This window comes from Curtobacterium sp. MCSS17_005 (genome assembly GCF_003234225.2).
Lineage (GTDB): Bacteria > Actinomycetota > Actinomycetes > Actinomycetales > Microbacteriaceae > Curtobacterium > Curtobacterium flaccumfaciens.
This window is the reverse complement of record NZ_CP126258.1, coordinates 1,624,528-1,641,248: the sequence shown is the minus strand read 5'-3', so window position 1 is coordinate 1,641,248 and position 16,721 is coordinate 1,624,528. Positions and strand designations below refer to the sequence as shown.

At 66.4% G+C, this 16,721-nt stretch carries 22 protein-coding genes; 11 read left to right on the top strand and 11 right to left on the bottom strand.

Annotation, left to right across the window (positions count from 1 at the left end; translation table 11 throughout):
• The first annotated feature begins 15 nt into the window (after positions 1-15).
• The gene (locus DEJ20_RS18115; protein WP_502866594.1) at positions 16-1,014 is read left to right on the top strand and encodes a recombinase family protein; all 999 of its coding nucleotides are present in this window, start codon (positions 16-18) and stop codon (positions 1,012-1,014) included.
• Here the strand turns inward: DEJ20_RS18115 and DEJ20_RS07895 are convergent.
• From DEJ20_RS07895 to DEJ20_RS07885, 3 genes are all read right to left on the bottom strand, one after another.
• The gene (locus tag DEJ20_RS07895; RefSeq protein ID WP_181431660.1) at positions 986-1,606 is read right to left on the bottom strand and encodes a helix-turn-helix transcriptional regulator; all 621 of its coding nucleotides are present in this window, start codon (positions 1,604-1,606) and stop codon (positions 986-988) included. The genes DEJ20_RS18115 and DEJ20_RS07895 overlap by 29 nt on opposite strands.
• A gap of 176 nt (positions 1,607-1,782) precedes the next feature.
• Positions 1,783-2,034, bottom strand: coding sequence for a hypothetical protein (locus DEJ20_RS07890; protein ID WP_146245516.1), 252 nt, complete (start codon positions 2,032-2,034; stop codon positions 1,783-1,785).
• Between the two features lie 362 nt (positions 2,035-2,396).
• Positions 2,397-3,233, bottom strand: coding sequence for an EamA family transporter (locus tag DEJ20_RS07885; protein WP_258377280.1), 837 nt, complete (start codon positions 3,231-3,233; stop codon positions 2,397-2,399).
• A gap of 68 nt (positions 3,234-3,301) precedes the next feature.
• Between DEJ20_RS07885 and DEJ20_RS07880 the strand changes: the two genes are divergently transcribed.
• The gene (locus tag DEJ20_RS07880; RefSeq protein ID WP_220035038.1) at positions 3,302-3,775 is read left to right on the top strand and encodes a MarR family winged helix-turn-helix transcriptional regulator; all 474 of its coding nucleotides are present in this window, start codon (positions 3,302-3,304) and stop codon (positions 3,773-3,775) included.
• Positions 3,776-3,949: 174 nt separating this feature from the next.
• Here the strand turns inward: DEJ20_RS07880 and DEJ20_RS07875 are convergent, their stop codons facing one another.
• The 3 genes from DEJ20_RS07875 to DEJ20_RS07865 form a co-directional block, all read right to left on the bottom strand.
• The gene (locus DEJ20_RS07875; protein WP_111236736.1) at positions 3,950-4,525 is read right to left on the bottom strand and encodes a PIN domain-containing protein; all 576 of its coding nucleotides are present in this window, start codon (positions 4,523-4,525) and stop codon (positions 3,950-3,952) included.
• Positions 4,526-4,558: 33 nt separating this feature from the next.
• On the bottom strand, positions 4,559-4,999 hold the full coding sequence (locus tag DEJ20_RS07870; protein ID WP_111236737.1) for a helix-turn-helix domain-containing protein: 441 nt from the start codon (positions 4,997-4,999) through the stop codon (positions 4,559-4,561).
• A gap of 115 nt (positions 5,000-5,114) precedes the next feature.
• Entirely contained in the window at positions 5,115-5,516 is a 402-nt protein-coding gene (locus DEJ20_RS07865) for an NUDIX domain-containing protein (protein ID WP_111236738.1), read from the bottom strand.
• Positions 5,517-5,684: 168 nt separating this feature from the next.
• Here DEJ20_RS07865 and DEJ20_RS07860 point away from each other — a divergent pair, with 168 nt between their 5' ends.
• Positions 5,685-5,915 (top strand): hypothetical protein, encoded by a 231-nt coding sequence (locus DEJ20_RS07860; protein WP_146245517.1) that lies wholly within the window; start codon positions 5,685-5,687, stop codon positions 5,913-5,915.
• A gap of 7 nt (positions 5,916-5,922) precedes the next feature.
• Here DEJ20_RS07860 and DEJ20_RS18075 read toward each other — a convergent pair whose 3' ends face one another.
• Both DEJ20_RS18075 and DEJ20_RS07855 read right to left on the bottom strand, forming a co-directional pair.
• Complete coding sequence (locus DEJ20_RS18075) at positions 5,923-6,036, bottom strand: hypothetical protein (protein ID WP_349815001.1); 114 nt, start codon at positions 6,034-6,036, stop codon at positions 5,923-5,925.
• A 172-nt stretch (positions 6,037-6,208) separates the two neighbouring features.
• Positions 6,209-6,583 carry a DUF7882 family protein gene (locus DEJ20_RS07855; protein WP_258377281.1) on the bottom strand — a complete coding sequence of 125 codons (375 nt, stop codon included), beginning with the start codon at positions 6,581-6,583 and terminating at the stop codon, positions 6,209-6,211.
• A gap of 131 nt (positions 6,584-6,714) precedes the next feature.
• Between DEJ20_RS07855 and DEJ20_RS07850 the strand changes: the two genes are divergently transcribed.
• Positions 6,715-6,855 (top strand): hypothetical protein, encoded by a 141-nt coding sequence (locus tag DEJ20_RS07850; protein ID WP_181431661.1) that lies wholly within the window; start codon positions 6,715-6,717, stop codon positions 6,853-6,855.
• 144 nt (positions 6,856-6,999) lie between these two features.
• Here the strand turns inward: DEJ20_RS07850 and DEJ20_RS07845 are convergent, their stop codons facing one another.
• The 3 genes from DEJ20_RS07845 to DEJ20_RS07835 all read right to left on the bottom strand — a co-directional run bounded on the left by DEJ20_RS07845 (position 7,000) and on the right by DEJ20_RS07835 (position 9,489).
• The gene (locus DEJ20_RS07845) at positions 7,000-7,353 is read right to left on the bottom strand and encodes a helix-turn-helix domain-containing protein (protein WP_111236741.1); all 354 of its coding nucleotides are present in this window, start codon (positions 7,351-7,353) and stop codon (positions 7,000-7,002) included.
• Positions 7,354-7,799: 446 nt separating this feature from the next.
• Entirely contained in the window at positions 7,800-8,858 is a 1,059-nt protein-coding gene (locus tag DEJ20_RS07840; protein WP_111236743.1) for an AI-2E family transporter, read from the bottom strand.
• A gap of 10 nt (positions 8,859-8,868) precedes the next feature.
• Positions 8,869-9,489 carry a DUF308 domain-containing protein gene (locus DEJ20_RS07835; protein WP_181431662.1) on the bottom strand — a complete coding sequence of 207 codons (621 nt, stop codon included), beginning with the start codon at positions 9,487-9,489 and terminating at the stop codon, positions 8,869-8,871.
• A gap of 99 nt (positions 9,490-9,588) precedes the next feature.
• On the opposite strand from DEJ20_RS07835, the gene DEJ20_RS07830 reads away from it, so the two are divergent.
• The 7 genes from DEJ20_RS07830 to DEJ20_RS07800 all read left to right on the top strand — a co-directional run bounded on the left by DEJ20_RS07830 (position 9,589) and on the right by DEJ20_RS07800 (position 16,544).
• A complete protein-coding gene (locus DEJ20_RS07830; protein WP_146245518.1) occupies positions 9,589-10,290 on the top strand; it encodes an HdeD family acid-resistance protein in 702 nt (233 codons plus the stop codon).
• Between the two features lie 41 nt (positions 10,291-10,331).
• Positions 10,332-11,816, top strand: coding sequence for a basic amino acid/polyamine antiporter (locus DEJ20_RS07825; protein WP_111236746.1), 1,485 nt, complete (start codon positions 10,332-10,334; stop codon positions 11,814-11,816).
• A 14-nt stretch (positions 11,817-11,830) separates the two neighbouring features.
• Entirely contained in the window at positions 11,831-13,108 is a 1,278-nt protein-coding gene (locus DEJ20_RS07820) for an arginine deiminase (RefSeq protein ID WP_111236747.1), read from the top strand.
• Positions 13,105-14,166 carry a S1C family serine protease gene (locus DEJ20_RS07815; protein WP_111236748.1) on the top strand — a complete coding sequence of 354 codons (1,062 nt, stop codon included), beginning with the start codon at positions 13,105-13,107 and terminating at the stop codon, positions 14,164-14,166. Before DEJ20_RS07820 ends, DEJ20_RS07815 begins: the two co-directional genes overlap by 4 nt.
• 40 nt (positions 14,167-14,206) lie before the next feature.
• On the top strand, positions 14,207-15,073 hold the full coding sequence (locus tag DEJ20_RS07810; RefSeq protein ID WP_111236749.1) for a universal stress protein: 867 nt from the start codon (positions 14,207-14,209) through the stop codon (positions 15,071-15,073).
• Positions 15,074-15,169: 96 nt separating this feature from the next.
• Entirely contained in the window at positions 15,170-15,376 is a 207-nt protein-coding gene (locus DEJ20_RS07805; protein WP_146245519.1) for a hypothetical protein, read from the top strand.
• Positions 15,377-16,055: 679 nt separating this feature from the next.
• Entirely contained in the window at positions 16,056-16,544 is a 489-nt protein-coding gene (locus DEJ20_RS07800; RefSeq protein WP_111236753.1) for a ZIP family metal transporter, read from the top strand.
• Positions 16,545-16,721 lie beyond the last annotated feature (177 nt).

The following is a 16,721-nucleotide window of genomic DNA, read 5'->3' as shown; positions in this document are numbered from 1 at the left end:
TTTTGCTGCAGGAGTGTGCGAGGGTCTAGGGGTGGTGCAACACAAGACGCAGACCGTCGCGTACGTTCGGTGAGCTCGGTCGATCAGAACCTCGACCGGCAGCTCGAGGCGATCGGTGACGTCGACCGTGTCTTCGAAGAGAAGGTCTCTGGCGGCTCCCGCACCGATCGAACCGCACTCCTCGACTGCATCGGATACGTCCGGGACGGGGACACCGTTCGCGTTGCGTCGATGGACCGGCTCGCGCGCTCCCTCGGTGACTTGCGGGACATCGTCGACGAGATCACCGCCAAGGGCGCCTCGGTCGAGTTCGTCAAGGAGCAGCAGAGCTACAGTCGCGACACCGAGGACGCGATCGGCCGGCTCATGCTGAACCTCCTCGGCGCGTTCGCCGAGTTCGAACGCACTCTCATCCGCGAACGCCAACGCGAGGGCATCCGCATCGCCAAAGCCGCCGGGAAGTACAAGGGCCGCTCGCGAAAGCTCACCGACGACCAAATCACCGAAGCACGCCGACTGATCAGCACCGGTGTCCCGAAGACCGTTGTGGCCCGACAGCTCAGCGTCGACCGCACGACGCTCTATCGGATGCTCGCGACCTCCACCGCCCCCCCCCCCCCCCCCCCCCCCCCCCCCCCCGCGTCGCCAGCGCTGAGCACCCCGAGGGCGAGCACGAAACCGTGTAGCGTTTGGCGCCCCTTCGCCGGGCATTTTTGCGGGACACGCATACGGCAATACCCCTGGTCAGACTGCAGGAGGCAGCGGAAGCCTCCGAAGGCGACAACTGTCGTGTATCGGTGGACGACCGGCTATCGACACACCAATTCGCGTGGGTGGTCGACTCAGGATTCGGCTGTCGCAGGCTGCTGCCGGTTAGCGCAGACGCCAGGCCCGAGGTCCCGGTCCTTGCCTGCGAGCAGGCCGCAACCGCGGGTTCCGGCCGACGTGACCCGAACCGGCGGCGGCACCCGCACCCTTCCCATGCTCAGCCAACGTCGTCCGAGCCCCGGTTGAGCGATGCCGGCTCCTGGGTGTGCTCCAGCCGCGCCCGGGTCGCTGTCGGTGTTTCGCCATACCGGGCGCGGTAGGCCGCTGCGAAGCGACCTGGGTTCGTGAACCCCCAGTGACCCGCGAGTTGTCCTACGGGTGTCTGGTGGTCTGCGAGCAGCTGCGCATGCGCTGCGGCGATCCGAAGGCCGCGGAGGTACCGCATGGGCGTCGTGTTGAGTTCACGTTGGAACACCAGCTGCAAGGCGCGGGGAGAGCACCCGGCCGCGGCTGCAATATCGACGGCAGTGACCCGGCGTCGCAGGTTTGCCTTCATGAAGCGAGTGGCTCGGCGCACGCCAATCGCTGCGGTCTCAGCGGTCGCGTCGACTCGTAGCTCGACCGGAACCACTTCCGCAGCCGCGTCCAGGTACTGGGTCGCGGCAGCACGGGCCTGAGCCGAAGTGCCGATGGGATGCGTGTCGAGGATGAAGGACACGTGCGCGGTGACGTGCGCCCAATACTGGTTGAACGCATGGTGCGTCTCGAACGCCGGGTGTTCCCGAGAGGGCTCGTCTGAGGCTGTGTCGGGATGGACGATGGAATCTGTGGCTTGCACGCTGGCCTCGCCTCTACGCACCATATAAAGAGGCGCCGAAGGGATGCGTGAGGGTCGGTACCAGCAACGTCGTTGCCCAGGGACGGTACCTCAGCGACCTGAGCGTGGCGAGGCATGACTGGCCACACGCTGAGCGTCGAGACGGTTCAGCTGTCCCTGGTGACCCGGCAGACAGATCAGCGTGACGAGTGGAGCACGCTTTCGGCGTGGTCAGCGATGCGGTCACTGATCTGCGCCGCGGCGTCGCTGCTCACCGCGGCGGAACGTTGCTGCATCGCGCGCATCAACCACAACGCCCCCACGTCCCTATCCGTTGCCGTTTGCGCTTCGTGTGAACACTGCGTCGCATTCGTCCGCTCCAGCACAGCCTGACGCCTGTGCGTTATGGCGTCCGCTCGTCCGACGTCGAGGACCTCTTGCCAGTTCATGCGCACCTCCAACTGTTGCCGCACGCGGAAGATCCGCAGAACGATCGTCCCTCCCAGCGCCTCTGAGGGCCAGGGGTGACGCCTTGCAGTAGAGGTGGCCCTCCAACGGGACCGAGGGCATGTCCTATCGTGCTGGTGATGAAGAAGCAGTGTGCGAGCACCTTCGGCCAGTGGCGGTGTCACCTCGAAGCTGACCATGACGGTGACCACCAGCAGACCACCCGTCACGGACGAACCCGGTGGAACGAGAACGCGACGGGGCAGCGGTTGCGCGATCTCTAGCCCCCAACGTCCGCCCGATGAAGGATCGGCTACCGGGCACTCCTAATCGCACCTGACGATTTGCTTCCGGGGTCGTCCGCTCAGGCGTTTGTTCGGGGTCGGGAAAGGACCGCGCTACCCACCGCCGCGATCACCAGGGTGGCGCCGAGGCCTTGGATCGCAGTCAGGGTTTCTCCGGCAGTGGTGATCCCGACTGTCAACGCGACGACAGGGCTCAGTAGGCCTAGGAACGCCGGGACGCGGGCTGGTAGAACCGCTAGTCCGCGGAACCAGACCAGGTAGGCGAAGGCTGTGCCTATGACGGCAAGGTAGACGAAGCCCATTAGGGCCTCGACGCTCAAGGGTGCTCGTGGCAGTGGTTCTGCAACGAGTGTGGCGATGGTGAGGAGGAGTCCGCCTGCCAGGAGCTGCCATGACGTCGTCACGATCGATGGAATATCGCCAGCCCAGCGCTTGGATAGTACGACCCCTGCGGCCATTGACAGCGCGCCGAGGAGTGCTGCGACAACGCCGATCGGGTCGAGTGCCGCAGATGCGCGCAGCACGATGAGGGCGACTCCGATGACGCCGATCGTGCCAGCGGTGATCGTCTTTATGGTGAGGCGTTCCCCGAGGAACCTGGACGCGAGTACTGCGATCAGGAGTGGCTGCACGCCGCCCACGACCGCGGCTACCCCTCCCGGCAGGCGATCGGCGGCGATGAACAGGAACGCGAAGAATGCCGCGATGTTGAGTGCGCCGAGCACGACGGAACGCCACCACCAAGATCCGCGCGGGAGGCGGCGCCCGAACGCAAGCAGGATGAGGCCGGCTGGAAACGCCCGAAGCGTAGCGATGAGCAGCGGGTGTTCGGCCGGCAGAACGGCAGTCGATGTGAAGTAGGTCGTGCCCCAGAGCGCGGGGGCGAGGGCGGTCACTGCGATAACACGAACTTTGCTTAGCACTGAGCAAGTATAGCTGAGTGCTAAGCGACTATGCTTGGGTCGTGGATCACGTAGACGGCATTCTCGAGCAGTGGCGCACCGAGCGGCCGGACCTGGACACGTCGCCGATGGGGATCGTTGGTCGGCTCGGCCGGGTGGCTGCGCGGATTGACGCAGCGCTGGGCGGCACGTTCGCGCGGCACGGTATCGACGCTTCTACGTTCGACGTGCTCGCCACGCTCCGCCGCCAAGGGGAGCCGTACCGGATGACACCCGTCGGACTCGCCGCGGACGCGATGATCACCTCCGGGGCTGTCGCCCAGCGACTCAATCGGCTGGAGGCAGCGGGGTTGGTCCGGCGACTGCCGAACCCGGAGGATGGTCGCGGCAAGCTCGTGGAGCTGACTGCGGCGGGCAGCACACTCGTCGACCGTGTCCTGCCGGACCACCTCGAGACGGAACGTCACCTGCTGGAACCGCTTAACGACGTTGAGCGCGTAACGCTCGCAGCGCTGCTCGCCCGGCTGGATCGTTGACAGTGTCAGATTGCCGCCGCGATACCCGCGGCCGCCACACGCTACCGGAGCTGCCACGTCCCAGTGACGGATGGTTCATCGGACGGAGGACGTGTGCTGGGTCCGGCTCAGAGAGCCGCTCTCTGTCGCTGTCGTTGTCGCGTCACTGCCGGGTCGAGCGCGGCGCCATGCCACCTAATGCCGGGGACGAACTCCGCTTGCGAGCCGCAGGTGGCCCTCCACCCGCTCTGCAAAGTCCGGACAGCCCGCGTCGATGAGCGCCTGCTTCAGGCCCTTTCGGCGGGGCTGCGCGTTCCAGTACTTGAGTTGCTTCATCGCCACCGCGCGTACCCGGTCGGGGACCGCATCATCGGTCAGGCAGAAGAAGTCGTCGCAGCTGTACACCTCGTAAGGAGTGAGGTCGCTCTCTTCGAAGCCCTGGTCCTCGGTGAGAAGGACGTCGGCCTGGCAGGCAACCGCCGCGGCATGGACGTGGCGGTCATCGGGGTCCGCGCCGGAGTACGCAACGGAACCGTTGAAATCGGCGAGTACCTCATCGATCGATTCCAGAATCGCTTGCCGGATATGGACCGTCTCGCCCCCATCCGCGTCCTTGCGGTTCCGTCGAAGGGTGTAGAGAGCCTCCGCGAGAACGTCCTCGGTTGTGTGCAGCTGGAACATCGCCGGAATCTCGGCGCGGAGCAAGCAGATCCAATCGCGCAGAGTCCTGCTCACGAACACGTTTGCGTCGACGAAGACCCGTTGCACCACCCTCCTACCGTACCGGCGATGCCCGACTAACTTTCAGTCGAACGCTTCGCCCGCCCGGAGCAGTTCATCCGCGGCCGCCCGTCGACGTTCCTCACGGCGCAGCCGAAGATCCAAGACGTCATCCCGACGCAAACGCGTGTGCGACTTCACCTTCGTTGCCGGTAGCTCGCCTGCAGCAATCATCTTCATCAGCGTTGGCCGCGAGACGCCGAGCTGCTCGGCCGCGGTCGTTGTGGTTAGCTCTTCCGGGAGCGAGGAAGTGAAAATCACCGAGCCGCTCGCGACGCTCCGGATCGCACTCTCCAAGAACCGTGAGAGCTGCGCCGGAAGCTCAACCGTCGCACCGTCTTCGAGAAGCAACGCCAGCCGCCGAACGCGGCGGTCGTGCGCGTCGTCGACAGCCGTGGACGCTTCCGCCCTGACGGCGTCATCGATCGCAAGCTGTTCAGTAAGCACTGATCGCACGGGTGCCATGAGGCCCTCCGAATCTGGCAGGTGGGGAGATCACCCACACTAGGCAACTTACACTCTTAACTGCAAGCGAGGCCGACGTCGCCCTACGAGCTGGTCGGTCTCGATGGGCGATCCCCTACCGGCGCGCCTCGAGGACCAGCTGCACCGCTCGCCTCGCCGCTTCCGGCACCAACGGGATCTGGGCGAGCAAGGCCACTTCAACCCACCTCGGCTCGTACTGGTTCAGTTCTGATGCTCGTTCGATCTCTGGGCCACCGAGCACCAACGGACCAGGACGCACTTGGGCTGCGAAGTAGGCCGCTGGAGCGGCGCTATCCACTGGCACGTCGAGCAGATCGCCGATGATCGCCTCAAGGCCAGTCTCCTCGCGCAGTTCGCGCCGGCAAGCCTCGCGGAGGCTCTCACCTTCCTCCACCCCACCACCAGGAAGCACCCAGTAGTTTCGACCGTCCTTCAACCGATCGATGACGAGCAGGCTCTCGTCTCGGATGACGACGGCCGCTGATCTGACGCGCATCCGGCTAGCACACCACGAAACGCCTGTTCGTGTCCCACAGCCCGGCGTCGAGGCGTCCCGATTGACGATCCTCCAGCGGAACGAATCAGAGCTGCTTCCATCGCGGCTTTGGATGGCCGTCGACGCGCTCTCAGCAGCGCGGCGGTCCTATCGGCCATGCTCGGATGCATGCAGCGGTTGTGGGCTTGGCTTTCGGCTTTCCTGGGCCTGGTCATCATTGTCGTCGACTACGTCGACGGCGCGATCCTCGGGACCTGGTTCGACGAGCATGCTGTTTTCGATGCCCCGGACGTCGTTGGCGAGTTCTTCATCGCCGGCCTCGGTCTGGTCCTTCTGGTCGGAGGCGTACTCACGGCCGTGCTACGTCGGCATCCCGAAGACCACTCGAGCACCCGGTAGCCGATGGTCATCCGGACGTCTTGCCACGCCTTCCTGTGACCGGCTCGTTCTCTCGTCGAAGCCCCCGGTACACAGTCGTCCGGCTGATGCCCAGGTCGTCGCCAATCTGCGCGACCGTCATGCCCTGCTGCTCGCACACCTCGTCATGACCTCCGCGTCGAACCCGACGGCAGCGTAGCGCGAGGGCGTCTGCACGGAACCCGAACCGGCGGTAGACGCCCTCGCAACTCCGTGGCGAACACCCCCTGAGGAGCTGGTTCGGGCTCGTGCAGAGCCATGTTGATCGCGGCGAGTTACGAAGCGTCGATCGTTGTCGGATGAGTGGGCGGAGCACCGGGAACGTCGTCGGAGGAGACGGGGCCGCTGGTGTCCGCGGATTCGGGTGTCAGGACCAGACCGGACCCGCTCCCAGCGCTCTCGTAGAGGGTCTCGAGCCAGGACCGGTTGATGCTGGGTGCTTTCCCGCCAGCGAACTTGAAGTGGAGCCCGCAGTACGGGTGGATCCAGATGCTGCTGCGGCCATCGCCGACGGCGGCGTCGTCTTTCCACGAGAACACGAAGCTCTCGCCGCGTCGGATGAGGTTCACGATGACGATCTGCAAGTGCGTGAGTGCGCGGTCGTCAAGGCGGAGTTCAAGGGATTGCGAGTCGTAGATCAGCTGTCCCATGAGGGATGCCTTCCGGTGAGTGCCCCCGTGGGGCGTGTCATACCGAACGCACGGGTGAGCGCATCCAGCCCCAGCAGGGGCCTTCATCGAGGTCGAACTGGAGCTGGTCGATTCGGCCAGCGCGGCTGTCGGTGATCGAGATCGTCTCGTTGTCGGCGAACGTTCCGAACGTCGCAACCGACGCCCCATCGCCCGGAATGAGGGTCAGGAAAGGCGGGCTCAAGCCGGAGTCCGGCACAGACCCGGAGCGGCTGCTGCTGAGGGCGGTCTGAAATTGGTCGTGGTGCGCCTTCTCATTGCGTGCCGCAACCTGGCCCGGACAACGGTGCGCTGCCGGTTCGATCCCGGCTTCACAGTTCGGTGGACCTTTCGCGCGCGACCAAATGCCGAATTCGGCGGCTGCGCCGTCTCACCGATCAGGATGAGCGGTCGACGGAGATGTTCGGGGTTTCGCCGAACCGGGCCGTGTAGGCGGCGCTGAACCGGCCGTAGTGCACGAATTCCCACTGCCGCACGAGCTCGCGCACGGCAGCAGCAGTACGGGCCGTGTGGAGGCCAGCATGGACGCCGTCGAGCCGAAGCCGCCGGAAGTGTTGCAGCGGAGAGGCGCCCATCTGGTGTCGGAACTGCTGGTGCAGCTCATGCGCGGTGACATTGGCGGCCGCTGCGATCTCGCCGACAGTCACGGGCCGGCCCACGTGGACGTGCATGAACGCAACCGCGACGACGACGCACTCCCCAGCCGGCCCCTCAGGGAACGGATCGGTCATACCGAACTCCGGGTGCGCGGTGCGCGGTGCGCGGTGCGCGGTGCGCGGTGCGCGGTGCGCGGTGCGCGGTGCGCGGTGCGCGGTGCGCGGTGAAGTATAAGGATGGCGGGTCGCGGGTGTACCACGAGCCCCGGATCGATGAGTGCTCAACGGTGCGCCTCTGGTGTCATTTGGCCCGAGAGCCGGGCTCCTGCTCAGCTACACCCCAGGCCCTGCAAGCGATACCCCGACACTATGCCCGCAGGTCGCCCCGAGTAGGGGTCGACCGCAACCGGTTTTCGTGCGATGCGCGCGCAGCGAGCGAGATTGCTGACTGTCGCGGCCTTCGGGCGGCTGCAAACATGCAGCCGTCCGAAACCGTCAGGTCGTGCGCGGTCCAACACACTGTCCCGGTAGACGGTGCCGGCTGAGTTCGCCTTCGCTGCAGCAGGAGCCAATTCGCGACCTCATGTCTCGGCTCGGTTGCGCTTGCTGGAGTTGATCATGGGCGCGATCCATGCAGCTCGCGGGTCAGCGTCGATGAGCACAGCTCGGAGAAGCAGCGTGCACGGGACAGCGAGGATCGAACCCACCGGTCCTAGCACCCATCCCCAAAACACCAGGGACGCAATCGTTACGTACATGGCCAGGCCGACGACGTCGCCGACGACCTTCGCCGGGAGCACGGTCGTCACGAGCGAGTTGAGGACGAGGTAGACGAGGACGATGAGGATCGCGGTTCCCGGATCGCCGTCGAGGAGGGCGATGACCGCGGGCGGAATGAGTCCGATGACGAAGCCGACGTAAGGGATGAAGTTGCAGGCCGCGGCGAGAACGCCCCAGAGCACTGGATGCGGCACACCGAGCAGTGCCAGGAATGCGGCGTCGAGACCGCCAACGATCACCGCGAAGAACGCGGTCACGCCGAAGTAGCGGCGCGTCAGGACCGCCCACTCCTGGAGCGCATCCGCCAATCGAGTCCGAGTGCGTCGGATCCCGGACATGCGGACGTCGACTTGCGTCCCTTCGACGCCGAGGAAGATGAGCAGTCCGGAGAGGAAGACGGCCGTCATCGCGAAGCTCGTCAGTGAGGGCACGACCGCCGAGGACCATCGCAGTATCTGTGCCGGTGACACTGCCTCAAGGAACTCGTGTACCTGTGGCGTGGTGAATCCTGCGCCGACGAGAGTGCTTCCGGCACCGCTGAGGAGCTGATCGAGGTCAGAGCGTCGTTCCACAACGACCCGGGTCAGGCGGGCGCCAGCGAGGAGGACGACGGCTGCCAGAGCGAGGATCATCCCGTACCCGGTAATGACGCTCGTCAGGGTCGCCGCCCACGACGGGACTCCGCGCGCGCGGAGTCCACGGACAATCGGGTACGTCAGCGTCACGACGACGAGCGCCAGAAACAAAGGGGCGATGAGCCAGGCGAGAACGCACGCTCCAGCAACCCCCAGGACGACACCTCCGACGACGATGGCGATGTGAGCGCCGCGTCCGAGCGTCGAACTCGTGTCCTCGCTCATTGCGGGTCCGCTAGCGCCGGGGTCGCGGCGTCTCGACGACCACCGTCTCGTACCGTGGGGGGAGCCAGACGAGGACTCCCTCGAACAGCTGCGCTGCGGAGAACAGCACCAAGAACACCGCGCTCGAGGCGGTTGCGGCCCGAACACCGATCGCCGGGTACAGCAGGAGCGCGAGGGCGATGCACACGCAGAGGACCGCGGCGATGAGCGTCAACGACCTGGCAACGGAGAAGGTTGAGCCGGTGAGGATGACGCCGGCCTCGAGTACCCAGGCGATCGCGATCAGCGTCACCCACGCGCTGAGTTCGCCTGCCGGGTGCACGACAGCTGCGACGCCGGCGATCAGCACGAGCGCACCGAGGACGCCATGGATGACGCGGCGGCCCATCGCCATGCCGTCTCCGATCTGCGCGCGGCCGATGCGGAGGATGCCCGACATCACCATGTACGAACCGAGCAGATGCACTTCGGCGTCGAGCGCTGCCGGGGGCCGGGTGAGGATGAGGATTGCGACGATGAATCCGACGATTCCCGTGATCAGCAGCACCATGCCCTGGCGGGCACGTCGTGCCGACGGACCGCCACGTTTCGTCTGCGACCCGCTGCGCTGACCCTCGACCGTCTTCGACATGCCCCTGCCCTCCGCCGATGCTGAGCCGCTTCGCTCGTTGGCAGGGTTCCTACTCCTCTTGGACCGTGCCGGTACCTCCCGCATACGAACGCATGTGATGTGGACAACAACTCAATTCTGGGTGTAGGCCTGTCGCCAAGACGCGAGTCGAAGTCGAACGAGCACGATCAGCTATCCGAGCCTTTCAGGGAAGGTCAGGCGGATATGAGTGTTGAAAACGACATTGACGAGACCGAAGAGTTCTCGTCGAGAGTCAGTGGTCGGCTGCGGGCGGCGCTCGGGATCGTCGGAGGAGTCGCGATCGTCGCCGGATTGGCGGCGTTGGTGCTGCCGCACGCGACGTTGTTTGCCGTGGCGTGGGTGTTCGGCACGTATCTCTTCGTCTCCGGCGCGGTGATGATCGTCCGCGCGTTCTCCTCGTCGCCTCGAGCGTGGTGGCGGCGCATCGGACTGATCGTGCTGGGGCTGCTGGTCATCGCTGGCGGGGTCGTCGCGATCCTTCTTCCCCCAATCGGCGTGCGATGGGTGGCGTTGCTGATCGGGTTCTCCTGGATCCTCGAAGGCATCTCGCTCCTCTACGCGCCAGCACAGGGTCACCGCGCGCTCACCGTGATCCTGGCGGTGCTGAGTGTCCTCAGCGGGATTCTCGTGATCAACCTGCCCTACCTCGGAGCAGTCCTGACCGTCGCCGCGGTCGGCAGCGTCCTCATCATCTTCGGAGTCGTCCAGCTCATTTCCGCGTTCGCGTGGACTCGCTTCGGATCGGGCGAGCCTGACGTGACCGTAGCGGCCAATCGGTAACCCGTCGTCTCGGCCTCGAGCGACCGATCAGGGAGGCAAGCATGGCAGTGCAGGAGAAGGACGTAGCGGTCACTCAGGAAGACAAGTCACTGTCGGTGCTTGCCCTCGCGGCGATGGTGGTCGGGTCGATGGTCGGGGCCGGGGTCTTCTCTCTCCCACGGAACTTCGCCACCGGCGCTGGTGTCATTGCGACGGTGGTCGCGTGGGTGGTCGCGGGCGCCGGCATGCTGATGCTCGTCTTCGTGTTCCAGGCCCTCTCGACCCACCGTCCTGACCTTGACGCCGGCATCTTCGCCTACGCGAAGGCGGGCTTCGGCAACTACGTCGGGTTCTTCTCGGCCTTCGGGTACTGGGCAAGCGCCTGTGTCGGCAACGTCACCTATTGGGTCCTCATCGGATCCACCCTCGGCTCTGTCCTGCCGGCATTCGGGGAGGGCGACACGTTGCTCTCCGTCGTCGTCACGTCCGCGATGCTCTGGGCGTTCCATCTCTTCGTCCTGCGCGGCACGAAGAACGCAGCGGCGCTCAACACCATCGTCACGATCGCGAAGCTCGTCCCGATCCTGTTGTTCCTCATCGTCGGTGCCATCGTCGGCACCCACTGGGAGACGTTCCAGCTCAATCTGTGGGGTGGGGCAGACCCGAGCGCTGGAGAACTGTTCAGCCAGGTGCGCTCCACCATGCTGATCACGGTCTTCGTGTTCCTCGGGGTCGAAGGTGCCACCGTGTACTCGAGGTACGCCCGCCGCCGGGAAGACATCGGCCGGGCAACGCTGAGCGGGTTCCTCGGCGTCCTCGCCATCTTCGCCCTGGTCACCCTGGTCTCTTTCGCTGCGCTGCCAGCAGCGGATCTTCGAGGGATCCGACAGCCATCGATGGCGGGGGTCTTCGGCGCGATCGTCGGGCCGTGGGGAACAGTGCTCATCAACATCGGACTCGTCGTGTCCGTGCTCGGCGCGTACCTCGCGTGGACGCTGATGTCGAGCGAGGTGCTCTTCCAAGCGGCCAGACAGGAAGACGCCCCGCGGTTCCTGACCAAGGTCAACCGGCACGGCACCCCGTGGATGGCACTGCTGTTCACCAGCGGCCTCATCCAGATCTTCCTCATCATCACGATGTTCTCCGACGACGCGCTGACCTCGATGCTCGAGCTCTGCAGCTCCCTGTCGCTGATCCCGTACCTCCTGTCGGCGCTCTACGCCGTCCAGTTCGGCATCCCGAGGTGGTCCCGGGGCGCGCACGGCGGAGTTGCACCAGCGGGGGCGGTCGGCGGACTCACTCGCAAGCAACTCGTCGCCGCGTTCGTCGCGGTGATCTACACGATCTTCCTCGTCATCGCCGCGGGCCCGCAGTACCTGCTGCTGTCGTTCCTCATCTACGCGCCGGCGACGATCCTCTACGTGATCGCCCGCAAGGAACGCACGCTCCGCGTCTTCACCACACCCGAACGCGTCCTCTGCATCCTGTCGGTCGTCGGCGCGGCCGCAGCGATCGTCGGGCTCAGCACCGGATTCATCACACTCTAAGAAGGGGCACCCTCATGGGCACGGAGACCACCACCATCGGCAACGAGACGAGTACCAGCCCCGCGTTCGGCGCGTTCTCGGAGGTGGGGAGGCTGCGGAAAGTTCTCGTCTGCGAACCGGGACTGGCGCACAAACGACTCACCCCGAGCAACAACGACGCGCTGCTCTTCGACGACGTGCTCTGGGTCGAGAACGCGCAGGAGGACCACCGGACGTTTGTCCGTGACCTCGAAGGCCGCGGCGTCGAGGTGTTGGAACTCCACCAGGTCCTCGCCGAGACGCTCGCTGTCCCCGGCGCCCGGGACTGGCTGCTCGAGCGGAAGATCACGCCGAACGAAGTCGGTCCGCTCCTCGTCGACGCCACCATGCAGCACCTCGGCCGGCACACCGACAAGGGCCTGGCCGAGGTGCTCATCGGTGGGTTGAACGTCGAGGATCTCGAGCCCGATGGCCGCCCCGACTACCTGCGCCTGCACGGCAATGCGTCTGCGGCGGACTATCTCATGCCGCCGCTGCCGAACATGCTCTACACCCGCGACACCACCTGCTGGATCAACGGTGCCCTGACCCTCAACCCGCTGTACTGGCCCGCACGGCACGACGAGACGCTCCTGATGAAGGCGATCTACTCCTTCCATCCGGCGTTCACACCGGCGCTCGACAAGATCGTCTGGGGTGACCCCGAGCAGGACTGGGGACTCGCGACGTTTGAAGGCGGTGATGTCCTCCCGGTTGGCAACGGTGTCGTCCTCATCGGCATGAGCGAACGAACCTCGCGGCAAGCGATCACGCAGGTCGCGGCGGCCCTGTTCGATCGCGGCGAAGCGGAACGGGTCATCGTCGCGGGCATGCCGAAGCTCCGCGCGGCGATGCACCTCGACACGGTTCTCACCTTCGCCGACCAGGACGTCGTCACCGTCTACCGGCAGATCGTGGACCACATCCACCCCTTCACGCTCCTGCCCGGCAGGACCGGTTCGGTGCAGGTCATCGACGAGAGCGCGCCGTTCCTCGACGTCGTCGCGGCGGCCCTCGGCATTGACGGGCTCCGCGTTGTCGACACCGGTGGCGATGAGTACGCCGCGGAACGGCAGCAGTGGGACAGCGCGAACAACGTCGTCGCGCTCGAACCCGGCGTCGTCTACGCATACGACCGCAACACCCTCACCAACGACCTCCTCGCGAAGGCCGGCGTGGAGGTGCTCACCATCCGAGGTGCCGAGTTGGGCCGCGGCCGGGGCGGCGGTCACTGCATGACCTGCCCGCTCCTGCGCGACCCATTGCCGGCATGAGCACGCCGGGCCCGAGGGCCGAACCCAACCGGGTCCGGTACTGGGTCTTCTTCGCGGTGAGCGTCGTCGCCGTTGTCGCGGTTGGCGCTCTCGCCGGGTGGATCGGATCGAGAACCGGAGCGCCGACCAATCAGGCTGCTGTCGGCCGCACCAACATCTCGTCCGTGTGCAATGCAGCCGACGTCGCACGACGCGTCCTGCCGAGCGTGGTTACCATCGAAGTCGCCTCCGCGAGTGGCGAGGGCTCCGGCAGCGGTGAGGTCATCGACGCGTCCGGGATCGTGCTGACCAACGACCACGTCATCGCTGCCGGAGGGGGCGGCAGCATCACGGTGCGCCTCGACGATGGCACCGAGCTGCCCGCCGAGATCGCCGGCCGTGATCCGCGAACCGACCTCGCCGTCCTCCGCACGAACCCCGACCGTCGTTTGCCGGCGCTCTCGTGGGGCAACTCGAACCGGCTCGTCGTCGGCGAACCCGTCGTCGCCCTCGGCGCCCCACTCGGACTCTCCGGCTCCGTGACCACCGGCGTTGTCAGCGCCCTCGGACGAAGCGTCCCGGTCCCCACCGGCGACGGCACGGGCAGCACGGTGCTCACCGGAGCGATTCAAACCGACGCCTCTATCAACCCAGGCAACTCCGGCGGGGCGTTGGTGGACTGCGACGGCCGACTCGTCGGCATCAACACGGCGATCGCGACGATCCCCAGCTCCAGCGGTGAGACCAGCGGCAGTATCGGTATCGGCTTCGCCGTCCCCGCCGCGGTCGCCCGACCGATCGCGGATGCGCTCCGCACGGACGGCACGGTGGCGCACCCCACCGCGGGCGCGCAGACCACCCCGGTCGCGCTTCGCAGCAGCGCCGGCGCGATCAGCGTCGGTCTCCAGATCACCGCCGTCACGAGGAACGGTCCCGCAGCCGATGCCGACCTGCAGGTCGGCGACGTTATCACCGGAATCGACGGCGTGGATGCCCTCCATCCGGAGACCATCACGTACGTCCGCGACGGCCGACAAGAGCAGGCAACGGTGACGCTGCGGGACTCCGCAGCGTCGTAAGCCGACCGAAGAACGCCATTGACAGCAGGGAGAGAACGACATGGCAGAACCGCAGGGGCGCATCGTCGTCGGGTTTGACGGCTCCGACGAAGCAGCCGGGGCGCTTCACGCGACTTTGAGGTTGGCGGAACGCCTCAGCAGCACCGTCGACGTCGTGACGACATGGCGGTGGCCGATTACGTGGAGCTCACCACCGATCGGGTCGAGCTGGTCACCCCTCCACGATGCCGAGGAGATCCGCGCCCAAGCGAATGCGCTGATCAGCAGCCCGCCGTCACCGCCGTCAGCAGCGACCACCCGAACGGTCGAGGGAGGCGCGGCAGAGGCGCTCGTCGACGCAGCCCGGGGGGCCGAGCTGCTCGTCGTTGGCACCCGGGGCCGTGGCGGCTTCCGCGGGCTCCTGCTTGGCTCCGTGAGCACCGCCTGCATGCAGCACGCACCCTGTCCAGTTCTGATTCACCGAGCACAAGACCCCTCGGATCGAGAGTCCCGCACCATCGTCGTCGGGGTGGATGGGTCACATGACTCCGGGGAGGCGCTCCGGTTCGCGGTGACTCTCGCTCGACGACTCGGGTACGCAATCCGCACGGTCACCACCTGGCAGTGGCCGAGCGCCCTCAACCGGAAGGCGCCCCCGTTCGACCACTGGTCGCCGGAAGCAGACGCCCGCGCAACCGCGTCGTCCGCGCTCGACGCTGCTGCCGACCTTTTTGATGACGACGTTCAGATCACGAGCGAGATGGTCGAGGGTCCCGCAGCCGCTGTGCTGCTCGAAGCGAGCCAAGACGCTGCGTTCCTCGTGCTCGGCAACCGTGGGCTCGGCGGATTCAAGGGGCTCCTCGTCGGCTCGGTCAGCCAGGAGTGCGCCCAACACGCCGCGTGCTCCGTGATCATCCACCGGTCATGAGCGCCGGCCATGCGCAGAGCGCTTCGCTGGGAACAGGACGGGCCGAAATCCTGGGCAGCACGAGAGCACGACGAATGCTTGGGGCTCATCCTCCGAGTGGGCGACCAGTTCCTCGCCTTCGACACGGAGAATCGTCCGCTGGGCAGCGAGAGCACCCTGCAGGCTGCGCAGCAGCTGGTGAGCACTGCGACGCGACCGACGATGCCGCCGCGGAGAGACGCCTTAACACTGATGGTGTCGGTCGTCGCGGCGTTGACCGTCGGTGGAGCAGCGCTCCTCATCGCCGTGCGCGCCCTGACCTGATTGAGCCTCGGCACGAACTGCCCGTAGGAGACGTCCATGCCTGAGATTGAGGACACCGATGCTGCGGGTCGCCCGGTTCCGGGCACTGCTGCAGATTCCGACGATGTCACGGACGAACCGGGATGACACTGCTTGGGATCAGTTCGGGCGGTTGCGGGTGACGCTTCGCGACCGGTACCCGCTGACGCACAGCGAACTCGAACGACAACGCATCGGCGACACCGGAATCCTCTTCGATGGGCCGAACCAGGCTCCCCAACCGTCCTGATGGGGCGCTACGACGTCTGTGGTCGCCACCGACGAAGGGTGGACCTACCCGCCCTCCGCCGGAACCGTCGTCATGCGCGACGGACGGCAGATCCTCTGGAGGCACGATCGACAGAAGGAGCAGGTGGTCGCGATCCACGAAGCTGTGGAAGCCGAAATGCACTGGGAGCCATACGACTATCTCCGATCGCGCGCCGCCAGACAGCTGAGGCGCTGCGGCGGCAAGCTGAGGAACGCCCCCGTCTGTCGGATTTGGGCCGGCGTTGCATAGCAAGCCTGTTCGGACAATCGTCGTCGACGGAAGTATTCCATCGCGCCCGATCATGAGAGTTCGCCCTCGCAGTCTGGATGCACGTCGGGACTCCGGCCGTCCGCTCGGCAGTTGTACGTGTACATCAATCGAGCGGCACCCGTGCATCCCCTCCTCCGGACCACCGGGGCCCGTCTGGCTTCCGGTCTCGCCCTCGTCGTCGTCGCCGCGATCGCCTGGTTCGTCCGGGTCCCGCGGACGGTCGTGGCGACGATCACCGCCTTCGGCGCCGGAGGCCTCATCTCCGCGCTCTCCTTCGACCTGGTCGCCGAGGCGACCCGGTCCGGCACGTTCTGGACGGCGATGGCCGGGTTCCTGGGCGGCGCGGTCGTCTACGTCGGCCTCGACGTCCTGCTGGAACGGCGTGGTGCGCGGAAGAAGCGCAGCGAGGCCGGGTCGCCCGGCTCCGGCACGGGGCTCGGGATGCGCGTCATGGCGTTCGTGTGGCCGCTCACGATGCTGCTCGGCGGTGTCGTGTGGCTCGTCTTCTACCTGCGTCGGGGCGGGCGACGGCGCCCGGCCACGGACGGTGGGCGGGCACCGCGATCCACACGAGCCACTGCGGGGCCGGGTACGCCCTCGGCGACCTGATCGGCGGGTTCGGGCTCGCGGCGTTCCCGGCCAACAGCAACACAGCGAGCCCGAGAAGAACGACGCCGATGCGCACCAGCGTCCACAACGAGAAGGCGTCGGCTCAGCCACTGACGATCCGTCATGATGCTGAAGCTACCCGTGGCGCGACCCGATCGACGTCCCGATGAGCGATCG